We start from the raw sequence: 21,884 nt of genomic DNA, 5'->3' as shown, positions 1-21,884 counted from the left end.
GGTCCGTGGATTACTCGTCAGCGTTATCGCTGTTGTCGCTGTCATCACTATCAGCGCTTTCAGCGCCTTCGTGCTCAGGACGGTCGCGACGCTCACGGCGCTCACTGCGGTTTTCTTCAGCCTTGAGCATCTCGGATTGGCCGGTAACGGCTTCTTCGCGACGGATGACCAGGTTACGGATCACTGCATCGTTGTAGCGGAAGTTGTCTTCCAGCTCGGCCAGGGCCTTGCCAGTGCACTCAACGTTCAGCATCACGTAGTGAGCCTTGTGAACATTGTTGATTGCGTAGGCCAGTTGACGACGGCCCCAATCTTCCAGACGGTGGATTTTGCCGCCGTCTTCTTCGATCAGCTTGGTGTAACGCTCTACCATGCCGCCGACTTGCTCGCTTTGATCCGGGTGGACCAAAAAGATGATTTCGTAATGACGCATGAATGCTCCTTACGGGTTGTAGCCTGCCGCTCAAAAACGGTCAGACAAGGAGTGAATGACACTTAGGAATCTTGCCACTGGGAGGCACATGCGTGCCCGCCGGGAAGGCAAGGGGCGCAATTGTAGAGAAGGGGGAGAAAGGGCGCAAGGCAATTGGTGATTATTTGTACAACCTTCCAAACCCTGCAAACCAGTGTGGGAGCGGGCTTGCTCGCGAATACGTTAGGCCAGCCAACATCTATGGCGACTGACACTGCGCATTCGCGAGCAAGCCCGCTCCCACATTTGGACCTGCGCCAGACCTGATTACTTCTTGGACTTGGCCTTGGCGCCACGCTGACGCTGGGCTTCGAACAGGCAGACGCCCGTCGCGACTGAAACGTTGAGGCTGCTGACGCTACCGGCCATCGGCAAGTGCACCAGGTAGTCGCAATGCTCTCGGGTCAGGCGCCGCATGCCCTTGCCTTCAGCACCCATGATCAGGATGGTCGGGCCGGTGAGGTCCTGGTCATAGATGCTGACCTCGGCCTCACCCGCCGTACCCACGACCCACAAGCCGCGCTGCTGGAGTTTTTCCAGGGTGCGCGCCAGGTTGGTCACGGCCACCAACGGAATCACTTCCGCTGCGCCGCAGGCGACTTTACGCACGACCGGGGTCAAGGTAGCCGACTTGTCTTTCGGCACGATCACCGCCAGCGCGCCGGCAGCGTCCGCCGAACGCAGGCAGGCGCCGAGGTTGTGCGGGTCGGTCACGCCGTCCAGCACCAGCAACAGCGGCGCACCTTCGGTGCGGTCGAGCAGCTCGTCGAGCATGGCCTCGCCCCAGACCTGGCTCGGACTCACGTCCGCCACCACGCCCTGGTGTACGCCTTCGACCCAGACGTCCATTTCGCGCCGCTCGGCCTGACCGATGGCAACTTTATTCTGGTTGGCCAGCTCGACCAACGCTTGAACGCGCGGCTCGCTACGACCCTCGGCCAACCACACTTGCTTGACGCGCTTGGGGTGGTGACGCAGCAACGCTTCTACGGCGTGTACGCCGTAGATTTTTTCCAGACTCATGACTTGGCCTTAGGTTTGCGCGACCCGCCGCTCTTGGCAGGGGCCGAACCCGCTTTTGGCGGGCCTTTACGGTGTTTACTCGGTTTGCTCGACGGCTTGTCGGCGGCCTGGGACTTTCCCCCAGACGCCGCTTTACCACCGCTTTTGGCTTCGTTGAGCAACTGCTGCTTCAACTCGCGACTCTTGCGCAACTCGGCGTTTTTCGCCGCCGCATCACTGGGGCGGTACGCGTCGCTGACCTTTTCCTTGGCCGAGGAGCGGCGCGCAGGCTTGGCCGGCGCAGGCTCGGCAGCCGCTGCAGCTTTCGCAGGAGCGCCTTTTTTCGCCGGCGCTGTGGTTTCGGCACCCCGCTTTTTTCGGCCAATCGGCGCTTCGAGGGTTTTTTCAGCCATCTCGAAGTCGATCTTGCGTTCGTCGAGATCGACGCGCATGACCCGTACTTCTACGGTATCGCCCAAACGGAAGCTGCGACCGGTGCGCTCGCCCGCCAGGCGGTGATGCACAGGATCGAAGTGATAGTAGTCACCCGGCAAGGCGGTGACGTGCACCAGGCCTTCGACGTAGATGTCGGTCAGCTCGACGAACAGACCAAAACCGGTCACGGCGGTGATCACGCCTGGGAACGACTCACCTACGCGATCCTTCATGAACTCGCACTTGAGCCAGTTCACTACGTCACGGGTGGCTTCGTCGGCACGGCGCTCGCTCATGGAGCACTGCTCGCCCAACTGTTCCAGGGCCGCTTCGTCGTACGGATAGATCCGTGCCTTCGGAATAGTCATGGCACCGGCGCGCTTGACGTGCGGGGTGTTCTGCTTGGAATGGATCACGCTGCGGATGGCGCGGTGCGTGAGCAAGTCCGGGTAACGGCGGATCGGCGAGGTGAAGTGGGTATACGCCTCGTAATTCAGGCCGAAGTGGCCCTGGTTGTCGGCGCTGTACACCGCCTGGCTGAGGGAGCGCAGCATCACGGTCTGGATCAGGTGGAAGTCCGGACGGTCCTTGATGCTGGCCAACAGAGCCTGGTAATCCTTCGGCGACGGGCCATCCTTGCCTTTGTGCAGGGACAGGCCAAGCTCGCCCAGGAAGGCGCGCAGTTTTTCCAGGCGCTCCGGTGGCGGACCATCGTGCACCCGGTACAGCGCAGGAATCTCGTGCTTCTTCAGGAATTCGGCGGTGGCCACGTTGGCCGCCAGCATGCATTCCTCGATCAGCTTGTGCGCGTCATTGCGGGTGGTCGGCGTGATTTCCGCGATTTTGCGCTCGGAACCGAAGATGATCCGGGTTTCCTGGGTTTCAAAATCTATCGCGCCACGGACATGACGTGCGCCCAGCAACACCTTGTACAGCGAGTAGAGCTGCTTGAGGTGTGGAACTACGTCAGAGTACTGGCTGCGCAAAGCCTTGGCTTCGCTGGTTTTCGGCGTTTCCAGGATGGTGCTGACCTTGTTGTAGGTCAGGCGGGCCTGGGAGTGGATCACCGCTTCGTAGAACTGGTAGTCGGTCATTTCGCCGGTTTTCGAGATGGTCATCTCGCACACCATGGCCAAACGGTCGACTTTCGGGTTCAGGGAGCACAGGCCGTTGGACAGCTGCTCAGGCAGCATCGGGATCACGCGCTCAGGGAAGTACACGGAGTTGCCGCGCACCTGGGCTTCGTTATCCAGGGCCGAACCGATCTTCACGTAGCTGGATACGTCGGCAATCGCGACGAACAACTTCCAGCCGCCGGAGAACAGGCGCAGCTTGCCGGGCTTGGCTTCGCAGTAGACCGCATCGTCGAAGTCGCGGGCATCTTCGCCGTCAATGGTGACGAACGGCAGATGACGCAGATCTATGCGTTTCTCTTTGTCTTTTTCTTCGACTTCCGGCTTGAGCTTGGCGGCTTCTTTGAGCACAGCCTCAGGCCAGACGTGAGGAATATCGTAGGTGCGCAGCGCAACATCGATTTCCATGCCCGGCGCCATGTAGTTGCCGACCACTTCGACGATATCGCCCTGTGGCTGGAAGCGCGGGGTTGGCCAGTGGGTGATTTTCACCTCGACGAACTGACCGACCTTGGCGGCGCCATTGCGGCCCGGGGTCACCAGCACTTCCTGCTGGACCTTCGGGTTGTCCGGAATCACGAAGCCGATGCCGCCTTCCTCGAAGTAGCGACCGACGATGGATTCGTGGGCACGGGACACCACTTCGACGATCACGCCTTCGCGTCGACCGCGACGGTCCAGGCCGGACACGCGCGCCAGGGCGCGGTCGCCATCGAACACCAGGCGCATTTGCGCCGGGCTCATGAACAGGTCGTCACTGCCGTCATCAGGGATCAGGAAGCCGAAGCCATCACGGTGACCGGCAATGCGGCCAAGGATCAGGTCGAGCTTGTCCACCGGCGCGTAAGTGCCGCGACGGGTGTAGATCAACTGTGCATCGCGCTCCATGGCGCGCAGGCGGCGGCGCAGTGCTTCGAGTTGGTCTTCGGTGGTCAGACCGAATTCTTCAACCAGCTGCTCGCGGCTAGCAGGCGAACCCCGATCGGCGAGATGCGCCAGGATCAGTTCGCGGCTAGGAATAGGGTTTTCATATTTTTCCGCTTCACGAGCGGCCTCGGGATCGAGGGACTGCCAATCGGCCATTAGAGAGTTTTCACCTTGTCTATATGTGGGTTAGTTTGGCATACGCGTATTGAAACGGGAAATTTCAAGCAATAACTAGCCCGCAAATGCGTTTTATAGCCGCGCAAAACCACCTTGCGTGACCGCCTGCGAAATTTTCCAGGCTTTTTTGATGACGGGGGTTTACAGCTCAAAAGCCACTCCGTATAGTGCGCGCCATCGACGACGGCAACGTTGAAGATACTGCCCAGATGGTGAAATTGGTAGACACGCCAGCTTCAGGTGCTGGTGACCGCAAGGTCGTGGAAGTTCGAGTCTTCTTCTGGGCACCAATTCAAAACTTGAGGTTTGCGCCTTGAGTCTCACAAAAACCCGCGAAAGCGGGTTTTTGCGTTATAGCCCTTTGATTTTTAACCCAAAAGTTGATTTATAAAATCAAATCAGGGGTTTACAGATCAAAAAGCCCGCCGTATAGTTCGCCCCATCAACAGCGGCAACGTTGCTTGATAATGCCCAGGTGGTGAAATTGGTAGACACGCCAGCTTCAGGTGCTGGTGATCGCAAGGTCGTGGAAGTTCGAGTCTTCTCCTGGGCACCAAATTCAGATCAAACCCGCGAAAGCGGGTTTTTTCGTTTCCGGGGTTTAAAAACTCCACCCGCAATTCCCGCTGCGCCCGCACTTGAGAAGTTTTATCGTTTATCCTTGCAATGATTTGTTGCACTCAAGTGAGGAACACCCCGGATGATGATCCGCGATATCCGTCTCAAGACATCCCTTCTGCGTGGCCTGACCATCACTCTGCTCGGCCTGACCCTGCTCTCTCCCACCGCCTACTCGGCCGACAAGGTTGAACTGACCCTGTACAACGGCCAGCACAAGGAAGTCGGCGATGAACTCGCCAAGGCCTTCGAAGCCAAGACCGGCATTCATGTGAATGTACGCAAGGGCAGCAGCAACCAACTGGCCAGCCAGGTCGTCGAAGAGGGTGAGCGCTCCCCCGCCGACGTGATCTACACCGAAGAATCCCCACCACTGAACAAACTTGGCGAACAAGGCCTGCTGGCCACTATCGACGCCAGTACCCTGGATGTCCTGCCCAAGGAATACGTGGCCGCCAATGGCGCCTGGATGGGCGTCACCGCACGTACCCGGGTAGTGGCCTTCAATCCGAAATTGATCAAGGAAGAAGAGCTACCCAAGTCGGTACTGGATTTCGCCAACCCCGAGTGGCAGGGCAAAGTGGGCTTCGTCCCCACCAGCGGCGCCTTCCAGGAACAGGCCGTGGCCATCATCAAACTGCATGGTCGCGATGCCGCCGAAGAATGGCTGACCGGGCTGCGCGCGTTCGGCAAGGTCTACAGCAATAACATGGTCGCCCTCAAAGCCGTGGAAAACGGCGAAGTAGCGACGGTGCTGGTGAATAACTACTACTGGTTTGCCCTGAAAAAGGAAAAAACCAACCTGGATTCGCAACTGCACTACTTCACCGATGGCGATGCTGGCGGCCTGATCACCGTATCGGCAGCAGCGGCATTGAAATCCAGCAAGCACCCCAAGCAAGCCCAGCAACTGCTGGCGTTCATGGCCAGCGAAGAAGGCCAGCGGGTTATCACCAACACCTCCGCCGAGTACCCGCTGCGCAAGGGCATGCAGTCCAACCGCGGCCTCAAGCCATTCAGCGAACTGCAACCGCCCAAAGTCACTCCCGCCGACCTGGGCAACGCCGAAGAAGCCCTGGAGCTGGAACGTGACGTTGGCTTGAACTGATGACCCCATCGCAATCTGCCCCCGCCTTGCGCGGCGGCTTTAGCCCCCGGCGCAAACGCCCGTCAATCTGGCTGCTGCTGCCGGTCTTTTTACTGGTGGGCTTGAGCCTGCTGCCGTTGGTGTATGTGGGCCTCAAGGCCTGGCAAGCCGGCTGGGCCGAGGCTGTGCATCTGCTGTGGCGCCCGTATGTGTTCGGGCTACTGCGCAACACCTTGGCATTAATGGTCGGCGTGACCGTCGCCTGCGCGGTGATCGGCCTGTCCCTGGCCTGGCTGCTGGAGCGCAGCAACCTGCCGGGCCGGCGGATCTGGGGCGTAATCCTGTGCCTGCCGTTTGCCGTGCCGGCGTTTGTCAGCAGCTTTACCTGGGTATCCCTGAGCGCCCAGTTCGAAGGCCTGGGCGGCGCCATCCTGGTCATGACCCTGTCCAAATACCCCCTGGTGTTCCTGCCGGTGGCGGCCACCCTGCGCAACCTGGACCCGTCCCTGGAAGAGTCGGCCCGCACCCTGGGGCTCAATCGCTGGAGCGTGTTTTTTCGCATCACCCTGCCGTTGCTGTGGCCGTCGCTGCTGGCCGGCGCCCTGTTGATCGCCTTGCATATGCTGGTGGAGTTCGGCGCCCTGTCGATCATCGGCCTGCAGACCTTCACCACGGCGATCTACCAACAGTTCGAATTGGAGTTCAGCAACGCCAATGCGGCGATGCTGTCTGCGGTGCTGCTGGTCATGTGCCTGACCCTGCTGTGGCTGGAACTGCGCGTGCGCGGCAAGGGCCGGCATGTGCGCACCGGACAAGGCGCGGCGCGGCATGCCGAACAGGTTCGACTGGGCAGATGGGCGCCATTGGGCCAGCTGTACTGCCTGATGCTGGCGATCATTGGCAGTGGCATTCCGTTGGGGATGCTCGGCTACTGGCTGGCCGTGGGTTCTTCAGCAGCCTTCCCGATAGCCGAGATCAGCGAGGCGCTGCTGTCCTCCCTGGCGCTGTCCCTGGGCGGCGCGGCACTCTGCCTGGCGCTGGCCTTACCGGTGGGTCTTCTGGTGGTGCGCTACAAAGGCCAACTGGCGCTGTGGGCCGAACGCCTGCCCTACTTGCTGCACGCCCTGCCCGGCCTGGTGATTGCCCTGACCCTGGTGTATTTCGCCCTGCATTACGTGCCGGCGCTGTATCAGACCTCGGCGTTGCTGCTGATCGCCTACGCGCTGCTGTTCCTGCCACTGGCCCAGGCGCCGATCCGTACCGCCCTGAACAAGGCTGCACCGCAACTGGAAGAGGCCGCCCGCACCCTCGGCGCATCGTCGTTCAGCGCGTTTTGTCGGGTGACCCTGCCGATTATCTTTCCGGCATTGGGCGCGGCGTTTGCGCTGGTGTTCCTCGATGCGATGAAGGAGTTGACCGCGACTTTGCTGCTCAGTCCAACCGGGTTGAATACCCTGGCCACGGCGGTGTGGGCGCACACCTCGAATGTGGAGTTTGCGGCGGCGGCGCCTTATGCGGCGCTGTTGATTCTGGTGTCGGGGCTGCCCGTCTACCTGCTCACGACACGGATGTATCTGAGCCGCTGAGAGCGCTATCGCAGGCAAGCCAGCTCCTACATTGGAGTGGGTTTGCCCGCGATAAGGCCCGAGCCGCCAACCTCAGGCCCGGAACTGCCCCAGGCTGGCCTTCAACTGCGCCGCCAAGCCATCCAGCACCTTGCCGCTGGCCGTGGTTTCCACCACCGCCTGCGCTGCGCGCTCGGCCTGAGCATGGATCACCTCGACCCGCCCCCGCACCGCATGCGCGCCCTGGGCCTGATGTTCGGCAGCCCGGGTCGCCAGGCCAATCGCCGCATGCACCTGCTCCACTGAGTCTTGCACCGTTTGCTGCAAGCGCACACTTTCGCGCAGCACCAGCAGACCCTCGCTGGCCTGGCGCCCGGCCTTGCCGATGGTCTCCACCGCCTCGCGCGCGCCTTGCTGCAACGCCACGATATGCGCCTGGATATCACCGGTAGAGCTTTGGGTTTTACTGGCCAACGCCCGCACTTCGTCTGCCACCACCGCAAAACCCCGCCCGGTTTCACCGGCACGCGCCGCCTCAATGGCGGCATTCAGGGCCAGCAGGTTGGTTTGCTCGGCAATGCCGTGGATCACCGTCAACACCACTTCAATCTGCTCGCTTTGCTGGGCCAGGCGCTCGATCACCTTGGAACCGGCCTGCACCTGCCCGGCCAAGGCCTCGATCAAACTGCCGACCTCGGCCGAAGTACGGGAGTTTTCATCCGTGGCCTGACGGATATCCACCACCTGCTGCAACGCGGCCTGCATGGCATGGCTTTCAGCCTGGGCCTCGTCAGCCATTTGCGACAGCGCCCGCAGGCTCTCGGCCACTTCATCACGCTGCAAACCTGCTGCGGCATCGGCGCCGGCATTGCGCAGGGTCATCGCGCCGATTTCCACGCCGGTACGCTGGGCCACATCGCCCGCCTCACGCACGATGGGCTGCAACTTATCCACAAACCGATTGACCGCCGAAGCCATGGCGCCGATTTCATCCTTGCTGTTGATCTGCACACGCTTGGTCAGGTCACCGTCACCGGCCGCCAAATCATCCATGGCCGCGATCAGCAGCTTGAGGCGATTGACCACCCGCCGCCCCAGCACCACGGCAATCAGCAACAGCACACCCAGGCCCACCACCGCCAGACCCAGACCGATACGCCAGCGCAGGGCCTGCGCGGCCTCTTGTACGGCGCTGGAGGTATTGGCGGTCATTTGCGTGGCCGTGGCCTGCGCCGACTGCAGACGGGCACCCATGGCCGCCGCACTGTCCGCCGCCGCGCCTTTGAGGCTGTCGCCCACCAATTGACCGCCATTGGCGATCAGCGCGGCAAAACGCTGGTCCAGCGCCGCCAGGTCCGCCTCGACCGCAGCGGTGGAAACCCCCATCAGCACCTTGCCGATCTCTACACCATTGGGGCTGATGGACGCTTCGACGTAGTACACCGAAGGGTCGCTTTTCGCAGCACTCAACACTTTGTCCAACGCACGGTCGCCCTGGCCTTTTTCCAGGAGCGCCTTGTTGATCGGGTTTGCCCGGTTCAAATAACGAGTCAGGTGCTGGCCTGTGGCGTCGTCATACACCACAAACAGTACATTGGGATTGCGCTGGGCACGCCGAGCGAACTCCGACAACGCAGGAACATCGCTGTCCCACATTGCACGGGGCGCAACCGAGGCCAGCAACTGCGCCATATCATTGGCAGAGTCCCTCAGGTCCTTTTCCAGGGTCGTACGCAGTTGCTGCTGCTCTTGCTTCAATCGCGCAGAAAGCCCGGCCGTGAGGCGGTCGCTGGTGCTGGACGACAAGCTATCCAGGCTGGACGTCACTTCCTTGCCGGCCTGGGTCAATTCGCCCGACAGTTTCTGGCTGTCCACACCCAGGCGTTTGCCCAAATCGGCTTCCAGGGCCGTGACTGTGCTCCGGGTCAGGGCGACCGCCACCAGCACTTGCACCAAAAGAGCGATACCAAGGGTAACGAACACCGGCCGCAACAGCCGGCTTTGTAACAATGAGAGAACGGCAGACATCGGGAATCCCTCCACCACGGGTGCCATTAAATTGATAGCACCGCGAAAGAGAGAAACATAGCAAGGGTCGTGCCGTGCGCACCGCAGAAACGACAAAGGGCCCCCGAAGGGACCCTTTGCTTTTTACATCAACAGCTTATTAAGCGAACGGATGACGCAAAACGATGGTCTCGTTGCGGTCCGGGCCCGTCGAAATAATGTCGATCGGCGCGCCAATCAGCTCTTCAACGCGCTTGATGTAGGCGCGGGCGTTAGCTGGCAGTTCTTCCAGGGTCTTGGCACCCACGGTCGATTCGCTCCAGCCCGGCACTTCTTCGTACACAGGCTGCAGGCCCACGTAGCTGTCAGCGTCGGTCGGGGCAACATCATTACCTTCGGCGTCTTTGTAACCAACGCAGATGTTGATGGTTTCCAGGCCGTCGAGTACGTCCAGCTTGGTCAGGCAGATACCCGAGATGCTGTTCACGTCGATAGCGCGACGCAGGATGACAGCATCGAACCAGCCACAACGACGGGCACGACCGGTCGTCGCGCCGAACTCGTGGCCTTGTTTGGCCAGGTGCGCACCGACGTCGTCGAACAGCTCAGTCGGGAACGGACCCGAACCTACGCGCGTGGTGTAGGCCTTGGTGATGCCCAGGATGTAGTCCAGGAACATCGGACCAACGCCCGAACCCGTCGCAACGCCGCCAGCGGTGGTGTTGGAGCTGGTCACGTACGGGTAGGTACCGTGGTCGATGTCCAGCAACGAGCCCTGGGCACCTTCGAACATGATGTCTTTGCCGGCGCGACGCAGGTCGTGCAGTTCGGCAGTCACGTCCAGCATCAGCGGCTTGAGCAGCTCGGCGTATTCCTTGCACTCGGCCAGGGTCTTGTCGAACTCAATGGCTGGCTCTTTGTAGTAACCGACCAGCATGAAGTTGTGGTAATCCACCAGTTCACGCAGCTTGTCTTCAAAGCGCGGCATGTTGAGCAGGTCGCCCACACGCAGGCCACGACGTGCAACCTTGTCTTCGTAGGCCGGGCCGATACCGCGACCGGTGGTGCCGATCTTCAGCTCGCCACGGGCCTTTTCACGGGCCTGGTCCAGCGCAACGTGGAAGGACAGGATCAGCGGGCAGGACGGGCTGATACGCAGGCGCTCGCGCACCGGTACGCCTTTCTCTTCCAGCTTGGTGATCTCGCGCAGCAGGGCGTCAGGTGCAACCACCACGCCGTTGCCGATCAGGCACTGCACGCCTTCGCGCAGTACGCCCGACGGGATCAGGTGCAAGACGGTTTTTTCGCCATCGATGACCAGGGTGTGGCCAGCGTTGTGGCCACCTTGGTAGCGCACTACGGCGGCAGCATGTTCGGTCAGCAGATCAACGATCTTGCCTTTGCCCTCATCACCCCATTGGGTGCCCAGGACTACGACATTCTTACCCATAACACTTGTCCTCATTCGCGCAAACTTGGTGCCGGCGTTGGCCGGCAGGAAAACTCAAGAAGCCAGTGGCGATACTTGCCAAAGCCCGTTCTGCTGAATCAATTGCCGGTCGCAGTCCGCTTCACGGGCGGCGGCCAATGGCTGCCCAGGCAAGGCCTGGACGACACGCTGACCCTCACTGCGCAACTGGCAGACCTGCTGCCAGAGTGCCGCGTCCGTACTGTCTGGCATCCAGATACCGCCAGACGGTAGCTCGACTTCAGCACGCCCCAGGGTCACCAGGGTTTTCAAATCGGTGGAAAAGCCAGTCGCCGGACGGGCACGACCGAAGTCGGCGCCGATATCGTCATAACGACCGCCCTGGGCGATGGCTTGGCCAACGCCCGGAACAAACACCGCGAACACCACACCGGTGTGGTAGTGGTAGCCGCGCAACTCACCCAGGTCAAAATACAACGGCAGTTGCGGGAAGCGCGCCGACAACTGCTCGGCAATCGCCAGCACGTCGTCCAGGGCCGCCAGCACCGGGGCCGGCGCGTTGGCCAGGCGATCACGGGCAGCGGTCAGCACTTCGCGACCACCACACAGGTCCACCAGCGCACGCAGCATGCCAGCCAGGTCGGCAGGCACGCCTTCGGTCAGGGCGATCACTTCGTCGATGGCCTTGCGCTGCAGGGCATCGAACAACTGCTGCTCCACTTCGCCGGACAAACCGGCCGCACGGGCCAGGCCACGGTAGATACCGACATGCCCCAGGTCCATGTGGACATCCGGCACATCGGCCAGTTGCAGCATCGCCAGCATCAGGCTGATGACTTCAACGTCGCTGCTCGGGCTCGCATCGCCATACAACTCGGCGCCCAACTGGATCGGGCTACGGGACGATGACAAGGCGCGCGGTTGCGCATGCAGCACGCTGCCGGCGTAGCACAGGCGGCTCGGCCCTTCACGACGCAAGGTATGCGCATCAATGCGCGCCACTTGCGGCGTGATGTCGGCGCGAAAGCCCATTTGCCGGCCCGATTGCGGGTCGATGACCTTGAAGGTGCGCAGATCCAGGTCCTGGCCCGCGCCGGTCAGCAGGGATTCCAGGTACTCGATATGGGGAGTCACGACAAACTCGTAACCCCAGCTCTGGAACAGATCCAACACCTGGCGACGCGCGATTTCAATACGCGCAGCCTCTGGTGGCAGTACTTCTTCGATGCCATCTGGCAGCAGCCAGCGGTCTACCGTTGCCATTACGCCATTCCCCTATGACCCGGCCTGCCCTTGGGCGAGCCTTGAGTGAAGCAGAAAATACCCGGCCCCTGCATAAACCACGCGCAAGAGCGACGTGACGAATGGCCTGTAGACGGCCTCGTCGGGCACTTTCCTCGAAAAACCTGTCACGCCTGCAACGCACAACAACAATCAAACATGCAGACGCAAAAAAGCCGGGAATTTCCCGGCTGCCGCATCATACACCCGTTTTCCGAAAGGATCACCCCGCCGAGCGTTTTAGCCGCCCGACGGAGTGGAACCAGCCAGTCAGCGGGTTACTTGGACTTTTCCAGGTAGCGGAAGAAATCGCTACTTGGGTCCAGCACCATGACATCGGTTTTGTTCGCAAAGCTTTCACGGTAGGCACGCAGGCTACGGTAGAACGCGTAGAACTCCTGGTCCTGGCCATAAGCCTTGGCGTAGATCGACGCGGCTTGGGCATCACCATCACCACGAGCCTCTTCGGACTCACGATAGGCCTCTGCCAACAGTACGCGACGCTGACGGTCGGCATCCGCACGGATACCTTCAGCCAGTTCGTTACCCTTGGCACGGTGCTCACGCGCCTCACGCTCACGCTCGGTGCTCATACGCTCGAACACGCTGCGGTTCACTTCCTTGGGCAGGTCAATGGCCTTGACCCGAACATCGACCACTTCGATACCCAGCTCTTTTTCCGCCATGGTGTTCAGCGAACGGGTGATGTCAGCCATCAGCGCATCACGCTCACCGGATACCACCTCGTGCAGGGTGCGCTTACCAAACTGGTCGCGCAGGCCCGATTCCAGACGACGGGACAAACGCTCGTCGGCAATCTGCTTGAGGCCGGAAGTCGCGGTGTAGAAGCGCTCGGCATCCTTGACGCGCCACTTGGCGTAGGCGTCAACCATCACGGCTTTCTTTTCCAGGGTCAGGAAACGCTGTGTCGGTGCATCCAGGGTCATCAGGCGGGCGTCAAACTTGCGCACCTGGTTGACGTAGGGGACTTTCACATGCAGGCCCGGCTGGACATCCGCCTGAACCACACGCCCGAATTGCAGCAACACCGCACGCTCGGTCTGAGCCACGATGTAGAAGCAGTTCCAGGCAGCGATGACCACGACGACGCCCACAATCAGGGCGGTCAGCGATTTATTGCTCATCAACGACTCTCCCGGGAACGTGTTTGCTGTTGCTGCAAGTCAGCGGCCGCACGGGCGCTCGCTTCGTTGGCAGCGGCAGTCGAACTGGCGGAAGACGAAGTACTGCCGGCACTACGACCACCTTCGATCATCTTGTCCAGCGGCAGGTACAGCAGGTTGTTCTGCCCACCCTTGTTGCCGGTCACGAGAACCTTGCTGGTGTTGGTGAAGACTTCCTGCATGGTGTCCAGGTACAGACGCTCGCGGGTGACTTCCGGTGCCTTGCGGTACTCGGCCACCAGCTTGGTGAAGCGGTCAGCCTCACCCTTGGCGCGGGACACGACTTCGTCGCGGTAACCGTTGGCATCTTCAATGATGCGCTGGGCCTGACCACGGGCTTCCGGCACCACGCCGTTGGCGTAGGTTTCAGCCTGGTTGCGCGAACGCTGCTCGTCTTCACGGGCACGGATCACGTCATCGAAGGCTTCCTGCACTTCACGCGGTGCCGCTGCGCTCTGTACGTTGACCTGGGTAACGGTGATACCGGTGCGATAGGTATCGAGGAACCGTTGCAGGCGCTCCTTGATCTCGCTGGCCATCAGTTCACGGCCTTCGGTCAGCACCTGGTCCATCGCAGTGGAACCCACTACGTGGCGCAGGGCGCTTTCGGTCGCGTGCTGCAAGCTGATTTCCGGCTGGTCGACGTTAAGCACGAAGTCCTGCAGATTGCTGATCTTGTACTGCACGGTCAGCGGCACTTCGACGATGTTCTCGTCTTCGGTCAGCATCTGGCCCTGCTTGGTGTAGGCACGCTCACGCGTGACGTTCTCCATGTACTTCTTGTCGATCGGCGGGAAGTAGATATTCAGGCCGGGGCCGACAGTCTCGTAGTACTTGCCGAAGCGCAGCACCACGGCTTGCTCCTGCTCGTCCACCACATAGACCGCGCTGTACAGCCAGACAGCCGCCAGCGCCACGAGGCCCAGGCCAAGCAGGCCGTAGCCGCCGCCCTTGCCTGTGCGACCGCCGTCGTCACCACCACGTTTTTTTCCACCACCGAACAACCCATTCAGGCTTTCCTGCAGCTTTCGGAAGGCCTCGTCGAGATCTGGTGGCCCCTTGCGGTCGCCATTATTGCGGCGTTTACCACCCCAAGGATCCTGATTATTCGAGTTGCCACCCGGCTCATTCCAAGCCATAGCGCTCTCCATCTGATAAAGCAAAGACGCACCCACGGCGCGCCGACCAATGCTACAGAATGCCTGCCACAGCGGCACAACCGCTTTCTCAGGCTTTTATTGCAAAGTGTGTTGTTCGAGGAACTCCGTCGGTACAACGCCCTCACGACTCACCAGCCGATTGAGCTCCGAACGAGGCAAACGAACAGCCAGCAGGCTGACACCCTCTTCGTCGTGTTCTTCTTTCTGTACGGCACCCAGTTCAAAGAACTGAGCACGCAGTCGAGCAAAACGCTGAGGCAAGCGCAAGGTGCCGACGAACAAATCGCCACCGAGCAACTCGGCAATCGCCTGCTCAAGCAATTCCAGACCACTACCGTCCCGCGCCGACAGCCAGACCCGCTGGGGCCTGCCGTTTTCGTCGCGCTGGATTTGCGGCTCCACACCTTCAAGCAAATCGAGTTTGTTATAGACCTCGAGGATCGGCAAGTCCTGGGCGCCAATCTCACCCAGTACTACCATGACCTGCTCGATCTGCAACATCCGGTCAGGCTCGGCCGCATCAATGACGTGCAGCAGCAGGTCGGAGTTGCTCGACTCTTCGAGCGTAGACCGGAATGCCTCGACCAGCTTGTGCGGCAAGTGGCGGATGAAGCCCACAGTGTCGGCCAGCACAATCGGCCCCAGGTCGTCGAGTTCCAGACGGCGCAAGGTCGGGTCAAGGGTGGCGAACAATTGGTCTGCCGCGTACACGTCCGATTTGGTCACGTTGTTGAACAGCGTGGATTTACCGGCGTTGGTGTAGCCCACCAGGGACACGGTAGGGATATCCGCACGGGTACGGCCGCGTCGCGATTGCTCGCGCTGACTGCGCACCTTCTCCAGCCGGCCCTTGATCTGGCGCAGGCGCACCCGCAGCAGACGCCGGTCGGTTTCGAGTTGGGTTTCACCCGGCCCACGCATGCCGATACCGCCACCCTGACGCTCAAGGTGCGTCCAGCCGCGAACCAGGCGGGTGCTCATGTGGTCAAGCTGGGCCAGTTCGACCTGGAGCTTGCCTTCATGGGTACGGGCGCGTTGGGCGAAGATATCGAGAATCAGGCCGGTACGGTCAATCACGCGACACTCGAAAACACGTTCGAGGTTACGTTCCTGACTGGGCGTGAGGATGTGATTGAAGATAACCAGATCGGCTTCTTCGGCATGGACCAGGTCGCGCAGTTCCTCGACCTTGCCGCTGCCAATCAGAAATTTGGCGGTTGGCCGATGACGCGGCACGTTAAAAAACGCGACGGTCTCGGCGCCGGCCGAATTTGCCAGCTCCTGAAACTCCTGCGGATCTTCGCGCGCCTCAGGGTCCTGTCCATCCAAGTGAACGAGGATTACTCGCTCACCACCACCGTGGCGCTCAAAGAACAAAGGAGACTCCTATCAGGCGTTACCTGGCTCAGCGTCACCCTGTTCGGATTCGGTTGCGCTAGGCAGACGAATTGGACGAACCGGCACTACTGTCGAGATAGCGTGTTTGTAGACCATCTGGCTGACGGTGTTTTTCAGCAGGATCACGAACTGGTCGAAAGACTCGATCGTACCTTGCAGCTTGATGCCGTTGACCAGATAGATGGAAACCCCAACTTTCTCTTTACGTAAAGTATTCAAGTAAGGGTCTTGTAGCGAATGCCCTTTTGACATGTGCCGCACTCCTTTAAGGATCAATAATAAAAAATCGGAAAAATAGATAGCTTGTGACCGTCACACCCCCAAGGATAGACGGCAATTGCAAGGACTCAGCTCAATATGGAGACCGTTCCCAAGTATTTCAAGGCGCGTGACAGATTGTCGCAATCCAGACTGTCCAGCCAATGCAGGTCAGTCCAACTGCGCAGCCAAGTGAACTGGCGTTTTGCCAATTGGCGCGTGGCAATAATGCCGCGCTCCTGCATTTCGGCTGACGTCAGCTTGCCATCCAGATGATCCCAGACTTGGCGGTAGCCTACAGCACGTATCGAAGGCAATCCCGGATGCAGATCACCTCTTGAACGCAGTGCTACGACCTCCTCCACGAACCCCTGTTCCAACATAATTGTGAATCTTTGTGCAATTCGTTCATGCAGCACCTGCCGATTCGCCGGAGCGATAGCCAGATTGGCGACAGTATAGGGCAATTGTCCCGGTCCAGAGGTGCCTGCGTCAGTACTTTGCGCAGATTGTCTGAGGCGATGGGCCGTCATTGTCTGGCCACTCACGCGCCAGACTTCCAGAGCCCGGCTCAGGCGCTGGGGGTCGTTGGGGTGAATGCGCGCGGCAGATACCGGGTCAATCGCCGCCAATTGCTCGTGCAGGGCCTGCCAACCAAGGCGTGCAGCCTCTTCTTCGATTTCGGCGCGCACCTGCGGATCGGCGGGCGGCATGTCGGCCAAGCCTTCCTGCAGCGCCTTGTAATAGAGCATCGTGCCGCCCACCAGCAGCGGGATATTGCCCCGCGCGGTGATTTCAGCCATGGCCGCCAGGGCATCGGTACGAAAATCCGCCGCCGAGTAGCTTTGCGATGGATCAATAATGTCGATCAGTCGATGGGGATGGGCGGCCAACAGCTCCTTGGACGGCTTGGCGGTACCAATGTCCATGTCCCGGTAAACCAGGGCTGAATCGACACTGATCAGCTCACAGGGCAAAACCTTGGTCAGCTCGATCGCAAGGTCTGTCTTGCCGGCGGCCGTCGGGCCCATCAGGAAGATGGCAGGAGGTAGAGAGCTCATCAGCGGCCGCGCAGGAATAGTTTGTCCAGATCATCCAGGCCCATTTGGGTCCAGGTCGGTCGGCCATGGTTGCACTGGCCACTGCGCTCGGTGTTTTCCATGTCCCGCAGCAAGCCGTTCATTTCCGGCAGGGCAAGGCGCCGGTTGGCGCGGATCGCGCCGTGGCAGGCCATGGTGCCGAGCAGTTCGTTGATATGCGCCTGGATCCGGTCACTGGTGCCGTATTCCATCAGGTCCGCCAGCACGTCGGCCACCAGCCGATTGGCCTCGGCCTGCTTGAGCAGGGCGGGAATCTGCCGGATGGCCAGGGTTTCCGGGCCCAGGCGCTGCAACTCAAAACCCAGTTTCTGGAACACCGCGTGGTGCTCCTCGGCGCAATCGGCTTCCCGCTGGCTCACCGCCAGGGACTCCGGCACCAGCAATGGCTGGCCGCTCAGGCCTTCACTGGCCATGGCGATCTTCAGGCGCTCGTACATGATCCGTTCGTGGGCCGCGTGCATGTCCACCAGCACCAGGCCGTGGGCGTTTTCCGCGAGGATATAGATACCCTTGAGCTGGGCCAGGGCATAACCCAGGGGCGGGATATCACCGCCGCCTTCCGGCAGGGCCACTGCGCCCGACTCGGCATCGGGCAGCGGCGCGAAGAATTCGCGATAGGCCGCCTGGGCCTCGGCCACCGGCACCGCCGATTGCGGACGCGGGGTGTATTGATACTGATAGCCCGCCCCCGCGCCGGAACCCGGCGCCGGGTAACTTGGCTGGGCTTGCGGCGATTGCAGCAGGTTGGCCGCCAGGCTCATTTCGCCCTGGGGCCCGAATTCACCGGCCTCCGGCCCTGTCGGGCGGACGACGGCGGTGACAATCGGCGCCGCCAGTTGATCGTCCGGGCGCACATCGCCCAAGGCACGGTGCAAGGTGCCATAGAGGAAGTCATGGACCATGCGCCCGTCACGGAAGCGCACCTCGTGCTTGGTCGGGTGCACGTTGACGTCGACCACCGCGGGGTCCACTTCAAAAAACAGCACAAAGGTTGGGTGCCGGCCATTGAACAGCACGTCGCGATAGGCCTGGCGCACCGCATGGGCCACCAGCTTGTCGCGTACGGCACGGCCATTCACAAAGAAATACTGCAAGTCTGCCTGGCTGCGGGAGAACGTCGGCAGGCCGACCCAACCCCACAAATGCAGGCCGTTACGCTCGATCTCAATCGGCAGCGCCTGTTCCAGGAAGCCTGCGCCGCAGATTGCCGACACGCGTCGGGCGCGGGCGGCATCGTCATTGGCCTCATGCAGGCTGAGGATGGTCTTGCCGTTGTGGCGCAGGTGGAAGGCCACATCAAAGCGCGCCAGGGCCAGGCGCTTGATGACTTCTTGCAGGTGATCGAATTCGGTTTTTTCGGCCTTGAGGAATTTGCGCCGCGCCGGGGTATTGAAGAACAGGTCGCGCACTTCCACCGAGGTGCCCACTGGATGGGCTGCCGGCTGGACCCGAGGGGCCATGTCACGGCCTTCGGTTTCCACCTGCCAGGCCTGTTCGGCGCCACGGGTGCGGGAGGTCAAGGTCAGGCGCGCCACGGAGCTGATTGATGCCAGCGCCTCACCACGAAAGCCCAGGCTCATCACCCGCTCAAGGTCTTCCAGGTCACGGATTTTGCTGGTGGCATGGCGTGCCAGTGCCAGCGGCAGGTCGTCCGAGGAAATCCCGCTACCGTCGTCGCGCACCCGCAGCAGCTTGACGCCGCCCTGCTCGACATCCACGTCGATGCGCTTGGCGCCGGAGTCGAGGCTGTTTTCCAGCAGCTCCTTGATCACCGACGCCGGGCGCTCAACCACCTCGCCCGCAGCGATCTGGTTAGCCAGCCGCGGGCTGAGCAGTTCGATGCGCGAAGCGCTGTTCAATACCGATTCGCTCATTACTGTGCTGCCAACTTAGTGCTGGGGATGGTCAACACCTGGCCGACTTTCAGCTCATCGGTTTTCAGGTTATTGGCGCTGCGCAAGGTGGCGGCCGAAACCTGGAAACGCACGGCCAGCATGGCCAAGGTGTCGCCGGGCTGCACCCGGTGATCACGCGGGCCCTGGGCGATTTTCCCGGAGTCCCGTAGCCAGGCGATATAGGTGCCCGGCGGCGGGTTCTGCTGGAAGAACTGACGCACGCCGGAACTGATGGAGCGCGCCAGCGCCTGCTGGTGGCTGGCGCTGGCCAGCTTGTTGGCTTCGTTGGCGTTGGAGATAAAGCCGGTTTCGACCAGGATCGACGGGATATCCGGCGACTTGAGCACCATAAACCCGGCCTGCTCCACCCGCTGCTTGTGCAACGGGGTCACCCGGCCCATGTTGGTCAGGACTTTCTGCCCGACGTTCAGGCTGGAGGTCAGCGAGGCAGTCATCGACAGATCCAGCAATACACCCGCGAGCATGCGGTCCTTGTCATCCAGGGACACGTTGCCGGCACCGCCGATCAAGTCGGAACGGTTTTCGCTGTCGGCCAGCCAGCGTGCGGTCTCGGATGTGGCGCCACGATCCGACAGGGCAAACACCGAGGCGCCAAAGGCGGCCTTCGACGGGGCGGCGTCGGCGTGGATCGACACGAACAGGTCGGCGCCCTTCTTGCGGGCGATTTCGGTACGCCCGCGCAGCGGGATGAAGTAGTCGCCGGTACGGGTCAATTCGGCGCGGTAGCCTTTCATCCCGTTGATCTGGCGCTGCAATTCGCGGGCGATGGCCAGGACCACGTCTTTTTCGTGCTGGCCACGGGAGCCCGAGGCGCCCGGGTCTTCACCGCCGTGGCCGGCGTCGATCACCACGATGACGTCACGTTTGCCGGCCGGGGCTGGCGGCAGCGGTGGCAACTTGACCTGGGGCTGCGCGGGGCTGACCGGCACGGCTGGCGTGGTGGCGACAGAAGGCGCAGGTGCAGGGGCTGGTGCCGCATCGGCAGGGTTATCGAACAGATCGACCACCAGGCGGTTGCCATACTGGGCGTTCGGCGCGAGGGAAAAACTCTTCGGCGTCACGACCTTTTTCAGGTCGATGACCACCCGCAGGTCGGTCGGCGTGCGCTGGGCCGAGCGCATCGCGGTAATCGGCGTGTTCGCAGTGGAGACCTTCAGGGGCGCGGCCAGGGTCGCACCGTTGATGTCAATCACCAGGCGATCAGGCGCCGTCAGGGTAAAGACACTGTGCTGGACCGGGCCAGACAGGTCGAACACCAGTCGCGTGTTATCCGGAGCTCGCCACAGGCGCACACTTTTCACCTGTGAAGCAGCCAGAGCATTGACAGTCATTGCCGCAAGCAACACCCCCACGACAGCAACCAACGCGCGAAAGCGCATACCTAACCCACCCATTATTAGAATTTCAAAGCCAAAGCGGCACACCAGGACTCACTGCGCGCGCTCTGGGACAACAATTTCAACTGACGCCCATGGTTATGCGCAGTAATGGTAATGGTCAGGTCGGGCTTTGGCAAAAAGCCTGTGCCCTTGTCCGGCCACTCGATCAGACACAAGGCGTCGCCATCGAAGTAATCGCGGATGCCCATGTACTCCAATTCCTCGGGATCCACCAGGCGATACAGGTCGAAATGGAACGCCCGCACCTCACCGATCTCGTAAGGTTCTACCAGGGTGAACGTCGGACTTTTCACTGCACCACTATGCCCAAGCCCGCGAATGATGCCGCGCGACAGCGTGGTTTTGCCGGCGCCCAGATCACCTTGCAGAAAAATCAGGCCCACACCCCCGGTGATCTCGGCAATGCTTTTGCCGAGAGCCACCATGGCCTCTTCATCCGCTATAAACAGCGTTACTTCAGACACGGTGACTGCTCCTCCAACAACTGACGAATGGCGGGAATCAGGTCACTGGCCACCAGGCCGCGACCCAAGGTGCCCTGACGATCGCCCGCCGTGGCGTGCAACCACACTGCCAGGCTGGCGGCCTCGAACGCTGGCATGCCTTGGGCCAGCAGCGCGCCGGTCAAGCCGGCGAGCACATCCCCCAGGCCCGCCGATGCCATGGCCGGATGCCCCTGGTCACAGCGCGCCACCCGCCCATCCGGGCTGGCGATCAGGCTGCCCGCGCCCTTGAGCACCGTGACTGCATTGAATTTCTGGCTCAGCGCGCGCGCCACCTTAAGCCGGTCGGCCTGAACCTCGGCTGTCGAGATCCCCATCAGCCGCGCCGCCTCCCCTGGGTGCGGAGTGATCACGCAATCGGCCGGCAAGGTTACATGGCCTGCGGCCAGCAGGTTCAGCGCATCGGCATCCCAGACCTGGGGTTGCCGGGCATTGGCGGCCACCGACAGCAGGCTTTTGCCCCACGCCATGTCGCCCAGGCCAGGGCCGACAACCATCACCGAGACTTTTTCCAGCAAGCCCATCAACTGATTGGCCGAATGCACCCCGCGCACCATGACTTCCGGCAAGCGGGTCAAAGCGGCGGGGACATGTTCACTGCGGGTCGCCAGGGACACCAGGCCAGCGCCGCTGCGCAAAGCGCTTTCGGCACTCAGTAGCGCCGCGCCGCCAAAACCATGGTCGCCACCAATCACCAGGACGTGGCCAAACTGCCCCTTGTGGGCCTCTGGGGAACGCGCAGCCAGTTGCGGCAATTGGCCGGGCAACAGGGGCTGCACGTCGGTTATTTCGTGTTTTGTCTGCGGCATGCGTCTTCAAGCTCCGATGTCTG

General features: G+C 61.4%; 17 protein-coding genes and 2 tRNA genes. 4 read left to right on the top strand and 15 right to left on the bottom strand.

The features are described 5' to 3' along the window. Positions 1 to 10: 10 nt before the first annotated feature. The 3 genes from rpsF to rnr form a co-directional block, all read right to left on the bottom strand. Positions 11 to 433, bottom strand: coding sequence for a 30S ribosomal protein S6 (gene rpsF, locus HU773_RS03365; RefSeq protein WP_003217491.1), 423 nt, complete (start codon positions 431 to 433; stop codon positions 11 to 13). A gap of 306 nt (positions 434 to 739) precedes the next feature. Further along, complete coding sequence (gene rlmB / locus HU773_RS03360) at positions 740 to 1,495, bottom strand: 23S rRNA (guanosine(2251)-2'-O)-methyltransferase RlmB (protein ID WP_057444490.1); 756 nt, start codon at positions 1,493 to 1,495, stop codon at positions 740 to 742. Next, a complete protein-coding gene (gene rnr, locus HU773_RS03355; RefSeq protein ID WP_057958157.1) occupies positions 1,492 to 4,125 on the bottom strand; it encodes a ribonuclease R in 2,634 nt (877 codons plus the stop codon). Before rnr ends, rlmB begins: the two co-directional genes overlap by 4 nt. Before the next feature lie 224 nt (positions 4,126 to 4,349). On the opposite strand from rnr, the gene HU773_RS03350 reads away from it, so the two are divergent. The 4 genes from HU773_RS03350 to HU773_RS03335 all read left to right on the top strand — a co-directional run bounded on the left by HU773_RS03350 (position 4,350) and on the right by HU773_RS03335 (position 7,437). Continuing rightward, positions 4,350 to 4,436 (top strand) — tRNA-Leu (locus HU773_RS03350). A 179-nt stretch (positions 4,437 to 4,615) separates the two neighbouring features. Further along, a tRNA-Leu gene (locus HU773_RS03345) sits at positions 4,616 to 4,702 on the top strand. Positions 4,703 to 4,846: 144 nt separating this feature from the next. Then, positions 4,847 to 5,872 carry an extracellular solute-binding protein gene (locus HU773_RS03340; RefSeq protein WP_057958156.1) on the top strand — a complete coding sequence of 342 codons (1,026 nt, stop codon included), beginning with the start codon at positions 4,847 to 4,849 and terminating at the stop codon, positions 5,870 to 5,872. Then, complete coding sequence (locus HU773_RS03335; RefSeq protein WP_186625913.1) at positions 5,872 to 7,437, top strand: ABC transporter permease; 1,566 nt, start codon at positions 5,872 to 5,874, stop codon at positions 7,435 to 7,437. The genes HU773_RS03340 and HU773_RS03335 overlap by 1 nt, the downstream gene beginning before the upstream one ends. Positions 7,438 to 7,509: 72 nt before the next feature. Here the strand turns inward: HU773_RS03335 and HU773_RS03330 are convergent, their stop codons facing one another. The 12 genes from HU773_RS03330 to HU773_RS03275 all read right to left on the bottom strand — a co-directional run bounded on the left by HU773_RS03330 (position 7,510) and on the right by HU773_RS03275 (position 21,861). Further along, on the bottom strand, positions 7,510 to 9,444 hold the full coding sequence (locus HU773_RS03330) for a methyl-accepting chemotaxis protein (protein WP_186625914.1): 1,935 nt from the start codon (positions 9,442 to 9,444) through the stop codon (positions 7,510 to 7,512). Positions 9,445 to 9,583: 139 nt separating this feature from the next. Further along, positions 9,584 to 10,873: an adenylosuccinate synthase gene (locus tag HU773_RS03325; protein ID WP_057437412.1), complete on the bottom strand. Its 1,290-nt coding sequence runs from the start codon at positions 10,871 to 10,873 to the stop codon at positions 9,584 to 9,586. 54 nt (positions 10,874 to 10,927) lie between these two features. Further along, positions 10,928 to 12,115: an ATP phosphoribosyltransferase regulatory subunit gene (locus HU773_RS03320; protein WP_057958153.1), complete on the bottom strand. Its 1,188-nt coding sequence runs from the start codon at positions 12,113 to 12,115 to the stop codon at positions 10,928 to 10,930. A gap of 296 nt (positions 12,116 to 12,411) precedes the next feature. Continuing rightward, positions 12,412 to 13,278 carry a protease modulator HflC gene (gene hflC / locus HU773_RS03315; protein WP_017849753.1) on the bottom strand — a complete coding sequence of 289 codons (867 nt, stop codon included), beginning with the start codon at positions 13,276 to 13,278 and terminating at the stop codon, positions 12,412 to 12,414. Beyond that, a complete protein-coding gene (gene hflK / locus HU773_RS03310; protein ID WP_057958152.1) occupies positions 13,278 to 14,456 on the bottom strand; it encodes an FtsH protease activity modulator HflK in 1,179 nt (392 codons plus the stop codon). Before hflK ends, hflC begins: the two co-directional genes overlap by 1 nt. A 96-nt stretch (positions 14,457 to 14,552) precedes the next feature. Beyond that, positions 14,553 to 15,854, bottom strand: coding sequence for a ribosome rescue GTPase HflX (hflX, locus tag HU773_RS03305; RefSeq protein WP_029299582.1), 1,302 nt, complete (start codon positions 15,852 to 15,854; stop codon positions 14,553 to 14,555). Positions 15,855 to 15,866: 12 nt separating this feature from the next. Further along, positions 15,867 to 16,127, bottom strand: a complete 261-nt coding sequence (gene hfq / locus HU773_RS03300) for an RNA chaperone Hfq (protein WP_010221594.1) — start codon at positions 16,125 to 16,127, stop codon at positions 15,867 to 15,869. Between the two features lie 95 nt (positions 16,128 to 16,222). Beyond that, positions 16,223 to 17,194, bottom strand: coding sequence for a tRNA (adenosine(37)-N6)-dimethylallyltransferase MiaA (gene miaA / locus HU773_RS03295; RefSeq protein WP_057958151.1), 972 nt, complete (start codon positions 17,192 to 17,194; stop codon positions 16,223 to 16,225). Then, a complete protein-coding gene (gene mutL / locus HU773_RS03290) occupies positions 17,194 to 19,092 on the bottom strand; it encodes a DNA mismatch repair endonuclease MutL (RefSeq protein WP_186625919.1) in 1,899 nt (632 codons plus the stop codon). The genes miaA and mutL overlap by 1 nt, the downstream gene beginning before the upstream one ends. 14 nt (positions 19,093 to 19,106) lie before the next feature. Further along, a complete protein-coding gene (locus HU773_RS03285; protein WP_057958187.1) occupies positions 19,107 to 20,528 on the bottom strand; it encodes an N-acetylmuramoyl-L-alanine amidase in 1,422 nt (473 codons plus the stop codon). A 17-nt stretch (positions 20,529 to 20,545) separates the two neighbouring features. Continuing rightward, positions 20,546 to 21,013 carry a tRNA (adenosine(37)-N6)-threonylcarbamoyltransferase complex ATPase subunit type 1 TsaE gene (gene tsaE / locus HU773_RS03280; RefSeq protein WP_057437400.1) on the bottom strand — a complete coding sequence of 156 codons (468 nt, stop codon included), beginning with the start codon at positions 21,011 to 21,013 and terminating at the stop codon, positions 20,546 to 20,548. Further along, a complete protein-coding gene (locus tag HU773_RS03275; protein ID WP_057437392.1) occupies positions 21,001 to 21,861 on the bottom strand; it encodes an NAD(P)H-hydrate dehydratase in 861 nt (286 codons plus the stop codon). Before HU773_RS03275 ends, tsaE begins: the two co-directional genes overlap by 13 nt. Positions 21,862 to 21,884: the final 23 nt, after the last annotated feature.

Source organism: Pseudomonas shahriarae, from assembly GCF_014268455.2.
In the GTDB taxonomy this organism is placed as follows: Bacteria; Pseudomonadota; Gammaproteobacteria; order Pseudomonadales; family Pseudomonadaceae; genus Aquipseudomonas; species Aquipseudomonas shahriarae.
Note: the sequence above shows the minus strand (reverse complement) of the source record. Positions and strands in the feature narration are given on the sequence as shown.